The sequence below is a fragment of the Agromyces seonyuensis genome, from assembly GCF_009789225.1.
Lineage (GTDB): Bacteria > Actinomycetota > Actinomycetes > Actinomycetales > Microbacteriaceae > Agromyces > Agromyces seonyuensis.
On record NZ_WSTA01000055.1, the window covers coordinates 20,662 to 27,689 of the forward strand.

At 72.8% G+C, this 7,028-nt stretch carries 7 protein-coding genes and 1 pseudogene; 2 read left to right on the top strand and 6 right to left on the bottom strand.

What is annotated here, in order from left to right; all coding sequences use genetic code 11:
• Positions 1 to 120 precede the first annotated feature (120 nt).
• From GB864_RS12310 to GB864_RS12335, 6 genes and pseudogenes are all read right to left on the bottom strand, one after another.
• Entirely contained in the window at positions 121 to 774 is a 654-nt protein-coding gene (locus GB864_RS12310) for an NAD(P)-dependent oxidoreductase (RefSeq protein ID WP_160425468.1), read from the bottom strand.
• A complete protein-coding gene (locus tag GB864_RS12315; RefSeq protein WP_336603980.1) occupies positions 771 to 1,400 on the bottom strand; it encodes a TetR/AcrR family transcriptional regulator in 630 nt (209 codons plus the stop codon). Before GB864_RS12315 ends, GB864_RS12310 begins: the two co-directional genes overlap by 4 nt.
• Before the next feature lie 28 nt (positions 1,401 to 1,428).
• Positions 1,429 to 1,652, bottom strand: a pseudogene (locus GB864_RS12320) (IS481 family transposase); the annotation flags it as partial.
• 12 nt (positions 1,653 to 1,664) lie between these two features.
• Complete coding sequence (locus tag GB864_RS12325) at positions 1,665 to 2,366, bottom strand: HAD-IA family hydrolase (protein ID WP_160425474.1); 702 nt, start codon at positions 2,364 to 2,366, stop codon at positions 1,665 to 1,667.
• Positions 2,367 to 2,432: 66 nt separating this feature from the next.
• Positions 2,433 to 2,738: an NIPSNAP family protein gene (locus GB864_RS18560; RefSeq protein ID WP_160425476.1), complete on the bottom strand. Its 306-nt coding sequence runs from the start codon at positions 2,736 to 2,738 to the stop codon at positions 2,433 to 2,435.
• 199 nt (positions 2,739 to 2,937) lie between these two features.
• Positions 2,938 to 4,299: an NAD-dependent succinate-semialdehyde dehydrogenase gene (locus tag GB864_RS12335; RefSeq protein WP_160425478.1), complete on the bottom strand. Its 1,362-nt coding sequence runs from the start codon at positions 4,297 to 4,299 to the stop codon at positions 2,938 to 2,940.
• A gap of 173 nt (positions 4,300 to 4,472) precedes the next feature.
• Between GB864_RS12335 and GB864_RS12340 the strand changes: the two genes are divergently transcribed.
• Positions 4,473 to 5,729 (top strand): CaiB/BaiF CoA transferase family protein, encoded by a 1,257-nt coding sequence (locus GB864_RS12340; protein ID WP_160425480.1) that lies wholly within the window; start codon positions 4,473 to 4,475, stop codon positions 5,727 to 5,729.
• Complete coding sequence (locus tag GB864_RS12345; protein WP_160425482.1) at positions 5,726 to 6,940, top strand: acyl-CoA dehydrogenase family protein; 1,215 nt, start codon at positions 5,726 to 5,728, stop codon at positions 6,938 to 6,940. Before GB864_RS12340 ends, GB864_RS12345 begins: the two co-directional genes overlap by 4 nt.
• The last annotated feature ends 88 nt before the right edge of the window (positions 6,941 to 7,028 follow it).

The following is a 7,028-nucleotide window of genomic DNA, read 5'->3' on the forward strand; positions in this document are numbered from 1 at the left end:
GCTCGAGCGACCCGATCGGCCTCGGTGCGATGTCCAGGGGCGTTGCCTCGGAACACGGCGCTGACCTGCTGAAGGGCGAAGACGTCGCACCTGGATGGGCCAGTTGATCAGGCTGGGCTCTCAATCTGCGAGCTTGAAACCCGTCGGTGTGGTGATCAGCAGTCGCTGGCCGATCGTGCCCGGGTCGGTGACGATGTCCAGAACTGCGGCGGCGGCGTTGTCCAACGGCAGAGTCGGGAGACCGGGCACTTTCGCTACTTCGCCGAGGTTCTTGACGGAAGCGCCCTGCGGGAGTGCGGGTGCCGCCTTGAGGTTGACCGGGTAGACGATCGTCCAGTCCAGGCCGGAGCGCTGCAGGATCTGATCGGCGGCGGCCTTGTCCCTCAGGAACTTGCTCAGCGCCGTCTTGTAGATCAGACGGCCGATTCCGGACGCTCTGCCAGAAGTGTCGCCGGCGCCGAAGACCGAAATGAGGATCAGGCGGCGCACGCCGGCCTGCTTCGTCGCCGCGATGATCCCCGGTAGGCGCTTCTGCATGAAGGAGCCATCGCTCATCTTGCCGGTGATCGAAACCACGACGGCGTCGGCGCCTCTGGCGGCCTGCTCGAGGGCGACGGCATCCTCTGCTGACCCGGCGACGACAGTCACGCCTTCCCGCGAGGCGACAGCCTCAGGGCGTCGGGCGAACGCGACAACCTGGTGTCCTGCGCTGGCGGCCCGGGCAGTGAGGCGGGAGCCGACATTGCCGGTCGCTCCGAGTACGACGATTCTCATTCTGATGACGCTTTCTGGTTGATGGGCTGGAGGTCGGTGAGCGAGGTGCCCAGTGCGCCTTCGAGCGTGGAGATGCAGAGGTCGACGACGTCCGCGCGGGCCACGTTGCCGCCGTCGACGGACTGGCGGGCGGTGTACTCGACGAACGCGAGCCACCCGCCGAGCGCCAGACGCGCCCGCGGGGAGTCCTGCGCCTCGGTGTATCCGAGAAGCCAACGCACGTGCACTCCGTGGTTCGCTTCGGCGAGCTCGCTTACGGCCGGAACCGTCGAAGCGGGGCTGTACAGCTCACGCACCCCGCCGCGGCTCGCCTCGAAGAACTCGAGATAGGCGCCGAGTGCACGACGCAGGTTCGCCCTGGCACTGAGTGCCGGGTCGGGTCGGGTCGCTTCCAGGAGTAAGTCGGACTCGCGGCGCAGCACGGCGTTCAGGAGCGCTTCCTTGCCGGGGAAGTAGTGGTACACGAGCGCCCGGGTGACCCCCGCGTCGGTTGCGATCGCACGCATGGAAGCGCCCGCGATACCGTCCCGAGCGAAGTGCTCAGCGGCCACGCGGACGATCTGCTCCGACCGATCCGCCGGGCTCATTCGATCACTGTTAGACACGTGACTAACAGTAGACCTCATATTTGTCACATGTCAAACGGCGTGCCGGCCGGTTGATGCGGCAGCGCACGAGGACGGCGTGCACGGTCGAGGTCGGCAAGCCGAGTTCGCCGGCGATCTGCGCCGGCTCGAGCGGTCGGCCATCCCGCCGACGCCCTCGGGGCGGTATCGGGTCGCCCGCTTGCGGGCGGTCACGGGCGAGACCATGAACAACTTCGCCGCGACCGCGACCGGCCAGTGCTCGTCGATGATCAGAGTCGTGTTCCGACGCAGCGCCCCTGGGCATCACACCGAGCGCGCCGGCGCGAGCGCCAGCAGTCCCGGCAGCTCGGCCATCGACGTGAACACGTGGGCGGCCCCCGCGGCGAGCAGCGCGTCGGGCGCCGTGTGGGCCGGCCCCCCGGGGGCGAAGGCGAAGACCGTCGCGCCCGCCGCGACCCCGGCCGTCACCCCGGCGACCGTGTCCTCGACGACGGCGCACTTGCGGGCATCCGCCCCGAGTCCGGCAGCTGCAGCGAGGTACACGTCGGGCGCGGGCTTGGAGCGCGGGGTCTCCATGCCCGAGTAGACGTGCTCGCCGAAGGCGTCGAGCATCCCCGTCTTGGCGAGCTGGAGCTCGATCTTGGCGCGGTCGGCCCCCGAGGCGACCGCGATCCGGCCCTCGAACGCGGCGGCGATCGCGCGCACCGCGTCGGGCGCGCCCGGGATGGGCTCGAGCGCGTCGGTCAGGGCGACGTTGCGGCGGCGGCGGAACTCGGCGATCCACGCGTCGTCGGGCGCGAAGCCGGTGTGCGCCTCGATGACGCCGAGCTCGTCCTTGAGGGCGCGGCCGACGAAGCGCGAGAGTGACTCGGCCTCGTCCAGCATCCAGCCGAGCTCGTGCAGCATGCCGCGCAGCACCCGGTTCGTGATGGTCTCCGAGTCGACGAGCACGCCGTCGCAGTCGAAGAGGACGGCCTGGAATCGGTTCACTGCTGCGTCGGGCACCCGATCGACGTTACCCCTCGGATCTGAACGGGCGGCGAACTCGGGCGGCGCCGCGCGCCGGGCGGCTCAGGCGTCGAGCGGCTCGAGGAAGCGGCGCTCGTAACGGCGGATGCACCGCGTCTCGGCCGCGAACGCGTAGGCCTCCCGGCACTCCGGGTCGGTCTTCGCGGCGATGCGGTACTGCTCGTAGTCGGCGAGCGAGGGGAAGTCGAAGAGCGCGTACGCGACGTCGCTGTCGCCCTCGCTCGGCAAGAAGTACCCGCGGTGCGTGCCGCCCATGCGGTTCACGAGCCGGATCCAGCGTCGGCCGTACTCGGTGAACTCCGCGAGCTTGTCGGCGTCGATCTCGTAGCGCAGGTGGATCGTGATCACGGGGGTCCTTCCGGTGGTGCGTACGGTGCTCCCGCGAGCGTACGAGTGCGGGTGGACGCGGCTCGGCGCATCCGGCGAACCGGGCAGGATGCCGTGGGGACTCGGCAGGATCGCGAGCCGACGGGCGCGGGAACGGCCCCCGGACGCACCGCGCCCGCGATCCCGAGCGGGAGCGCGGGCGCGAGGCATCCGGGGCGGATCAACCGATGCGGATGAGCTTCTTGTTGACGAACTCGTCGGCGCCGAAGCGGCCGAGCTCGCGGCCCGAGCCGGAGCGCTTCACGCCGCCGAACGGCAGTTCCACGCCGTCGGCGAGCACGACGTTGACGTAGACCATGCCGGCGTCGATGGCGTTCGCGACGCGGTCGGCCTGCTCGGGGTCGGTCGTGTAGACGTATGAGCCGAGGCCGAAGGGGGTGTCGTTGGCGATCTCGACGGCCTCGGCCTCGTCGGCGGCGCGGAACACCATCGCGACGGGGCCGAAGAACTCCTGGTGCCGGGCGGGGTTCGACGGGGCCACGTCGGCGAGCACCGTCGGCGCGACGAAGTTGCCCTCGGCGGTGCCGCCGGCCACGAGGGTCGCGCCGCCGGCGATCGCCTCCTCGAGCTGCGCGGCGATGCGCGCGGTCGCGGCGGCGGAGGAGAGCGGGCCGACGGCCGCATCCGCGTCGGTCGACGGGGCCGCGGCGGTGAGCCCCGCGGTGAACTTCTCGAGGAACGCGTCGTAGAGGTCGTCGGCGACGATGAAGCGCTTGGCCGCGTTGCACGACTGGCCGGAGTTGTCGAGGCGGGCGTCGACGGCGGCCTGCACGGTGGCGTCGAGGTCGTCGGTCGAGAGCACGATGAAGGGGTCGGAGCCGCCGAGCTCGAGCACGACCTTCTTGAGGTGGCGGCCCGCGATCTCGGCGACGGCGGCGCCCGCGCGCTCGGAGCCCGTGAGGGAGACGCCCTGCACGCGCGGGTCGGCGATGACGGCCGCGGCCTGCTCGTTCGAGGCGTAGAGGTTGACGTAGGCGCCCTCGGGGAAGCCGGCGTCGCGGAAGATCGTCTCGATCGCCGCGGCCGACTCGGGGCACTGCGGCGCGTGCTTGAGCAGGATCGTGTTGCCGATCGCGAGGTTCGGGCCGGCGAAGCGGGCGACCTGGTAGTAGGGGAAGTTCCACGGCATGATGCCGAGCAGCACCCCGAGCGGGGCCTTGCGCACGAGCGCCGAGCCCTCGCCGTCGAGCAGCGCGATCGGCTCGTCCGCGAGGAAGCCCTCCGCGTGGTCGGCGTAGTACTCGTAGATCGCTGCGGCGAAGTCGACCTCGCCGAGCGCCTGGTCGAGGGGCTTGCCCATCTCGCGCACGATGAGGGCGGCGAGTTCCTCGCGCCGCTCGGTGTGCAGTTCGGCGACGCGCCGCACGAGGGCCGCGCGCTCGGCGACGCCCGACGTCTTCGCCCACCCTCGGGCGACGGCGAACGCGGAGGCGATCGCGGCGTCGAGGCCCTCGTCGGTGATCGTCGGGTAGGTGCTGATCGTCTCGCCCGTGGCCGGGTCGACGACGGCGTAGTCGCTCATACGGGGGTTCTCCTCATCGGGTGCGTGCGCCGCCGGGGTTGCCGGCGAGCGGTGCGTGGGCATGACGATATCCCAGCGGATGCCCGTTCGGGAGGGGTCGCCGGAGAAAACATCCGGTATAGCATCTTTGCGTCGCCGCGTGCGCGGCGGCCGAGTCCACGAAGGCGGGGACGATGCACCCGAGCGAACCGGGGAACGATCCGGGCACGGCACCGCGGTCTGCCGCGGCGCCCCTCGACGGCATCCGCGTGCTCGACTTCTCGCGCGTGCTCGCCGGGCCCTACGCGACCATGCTGCTCGCCGACTTCGGCGCCGACGTCGTGAAGATCGAGCCGCCCGGCGGCGACGAGACGCGGCAGTGGGCGCCGCCGGTCGACCGGCACGGCGTCTCGACCTACTTCGCCGGGCTCAACCGCGGCAAGCGCGCGATCGTGCTCGACCTCGCGACGGAGGACGGCCTGGCCGAGGCGCGGCGGCTCGCCGGCACCGCCGACGTGCTCGTCGAGAACTTCCGCCCCGGCGTCCTCGCCCGCTACGGCCTCGACGCCGAGACGCTGCGGGCGGCGCACCCGGGGCTCGTCCACTGCTCGATCACGGGATTCGGGTCGGCGCCGGCGGCCGCGGGACTGCCGGGCTACGACCTGCTCGTGCAGGCGGCGGGCGGCCTCATGTCGATCACCGGCGAACCGGAGGGCGAGCCCATGAAGGCCGGCGTCGCCCTCGTCGACGTGCTCACCGGCCAGCACGCCCTCGCCGGCATCCTGCTCGCCCTCCGCGAGCGCGACCGCACCGGGGTCGGCGCGCACGTCGAGGTCAGCCTGCTGCACTCGCTCCTGTCGGGCCTCGTCAACCAGGCGGCCTCGACCATCGCGACCGGCGTCCCGCCCGCACGCCACGGCAACGCCCACCCCTCGATCGCCCCGTACGCCCTCTTCCGCGCCGCCGACCGGCCGCTCGCGCTCGCCGTCGGCAACGACCGGCAGTTCGCCGCGCTCGCCGGGGCGCTCGGCGCTCCCTCGCTCGCGACCGACCCGCGCTTCCGCACGAATCCCGACCGCGTCGCCCACCGCGACGAGCTGACTCAGGCGATCGACGGATGCCTCGCGGCGCGCAGCGCCGCCGACTGGTCGGCCGCCCTCACCGCGGCGGGCGTGCCCGCCGGCCCGGTCAACACGATCGCCGAGGGCATCCGCTTCGCGGAGTCGCTCGGGCTCGAACCGCTCGGGCGCTACGTCGACGAGCCGGGCGACGAGGCCGCCCCGCCCGGTGAAGCGAGCCCGGGCGACCGTTTCATCGCCCCGCCCATCCGCCTCGACGGCGCGATCCGGGCGGCGACGCGACGCGCCCCCGCGCTCGACGAGCACCGCGGCGCCGACTGGCTGCCGCGTCCCGACGACCATCGCACCCCCGCCCGGACGGAGCCGACATGACCGACCCAGCCGACCTGACCGACCTGACCGGCGCGACCGACCCGGCCGTCGATCCCGTCGAGGCGGTGTTCGACCTCGACGCCCTGCTCGAGGACGACGAGCGCGAGTGGCGCGAGCGCGCCCGCGAGTTCGCGGCGACGCGCATCGCCCCGCGCATCGCGGCGGACTTCGAGGCGGCGCGCTTCCGCGCCGAGCTCGTGCCCGAACTCGGTGCGGCCGGGCTCCTCGGCGTGCAGTTGGCGGGCTACGGCGGCTCGGGTGCGGGTCCGGTCGCCTACGGGCTCGTCTGCCACGAGCTCGAGTACGTCGACTCGGGGTGGCGCACGTTCGTCTCGGTGCAGTGCTCGCTCGCGATGCACGCGATCCTCGCGCACGGCTCCGAGGCGCAGCGGACGGAATGGCTGCCGCGGATGGCCGCCGGTGAGGCCGTCGGCTGCTTCGCCCTCACCGAACCGCAGGGCGGCTCCGACCCCGGCGCGATGACGACGACGGCCCGACGCGACGGCGACGAGTGGGTCATCGACGGCGCGAAGCGCTGGATCGGCCTCGCGTCCGTCGCCGACGTCGCGGTCGTGTGGGCGAAGGACGAGGAGGGCGTGGTGCGCGGGTTCCTCGTGCCGACGACGACCCCCGGCTTCGCCGCGACGCCGATCGCCGGCAAGTTCGCGATGCGCGCGAGCATCCAGTGCGATCTCGCCCTCACGGGCGTGCGCGTGCCCACCGATGCCGTGCTGCCCGGTGCGAGCGGGCTGAGCGGCCCGTTCTCGTGCCTGAACGGCGCGCGCTACGGCATCGTGTGGGGCTCGATGGGCGCGGCGCGCGCTTGCCTCGACGCCGCCGTCGGACGCGCGAGGACGCGCGAGGTCTTCGGCGCCCCGATCGGCGCCCGGCAGCTCGTGCAGGGCAGCCTCGCCGATGCGCTCGTCGCCTACGAGACGGGGATGCTGCTCGCCCTCCACCTCGGCCGGCTCAAGGAGCGCGGGGCCCTCACCCCGGCGCAGATCTCCGTCGGCAAGCTCAACAACGTGCGCCAGGCGCTGGGGATCGCGTCGGCCGCTCGCGCGATCCTCGCCGGCGACGGCATCACCGACGAGTTCCCCGTCATGCGCCATCTCGCGAACCTCGAGGCCGTGCGCACCTACGAGGGCACCGACGAGATCCACCGGCTCGTGCTCGGCCGCGCGCTCACGGGCATCCCCGCCTTCGCCTGAGCCGAGCGCGCGCGGCCGGCCTGCGCGCCGCCAGGCCGGGCCCGCCTCGGAGACGACCGTCGCGTCCGCGGGAGCGCGCGGGGCGCCT

What these genes read in the sequence shown, in the direction of transcription:
- GB864_RS12340 (WP_160425480.1), top strand. Translation starts at nt 4,473, where the DNA reads ATGCACCCGAGCGAACCGGGGAACGATCCGGGCACGGCACCGCGGTCT.
- GB864_RS12310 (WP_160425468.1), bottom strand. Translation starts at nt 774, where the DNA reads ATGAGAATCGTCGTACTCGGAGCGACCGGCAATGTCGGCTCCCGCCTC.
- GB864_RS12345 (WP_160425482.1), top strand. Translation starts at nt 5,726, where the DNA reads ATGACCGACCCAGCCGACCTGACCGACCTGACCGGCGCGACCGACCCG.
- GB864_RS12315 (WP_336603980.1), bottom strand. Translation starts at nt 1,400, where the DNA reads ATGAGGTCTACTGTTAGTCACGTGTCTAACAGTGATCGAATGAGCCCG.
- GB864_RS12335 (WP_160425478.1), bottom strand. Translation starts at nt 4,299, where the DNA reads ATGAGCGACTACGCCGTCGTCGACCCGGCCACGGGCGAGACGATCAGC.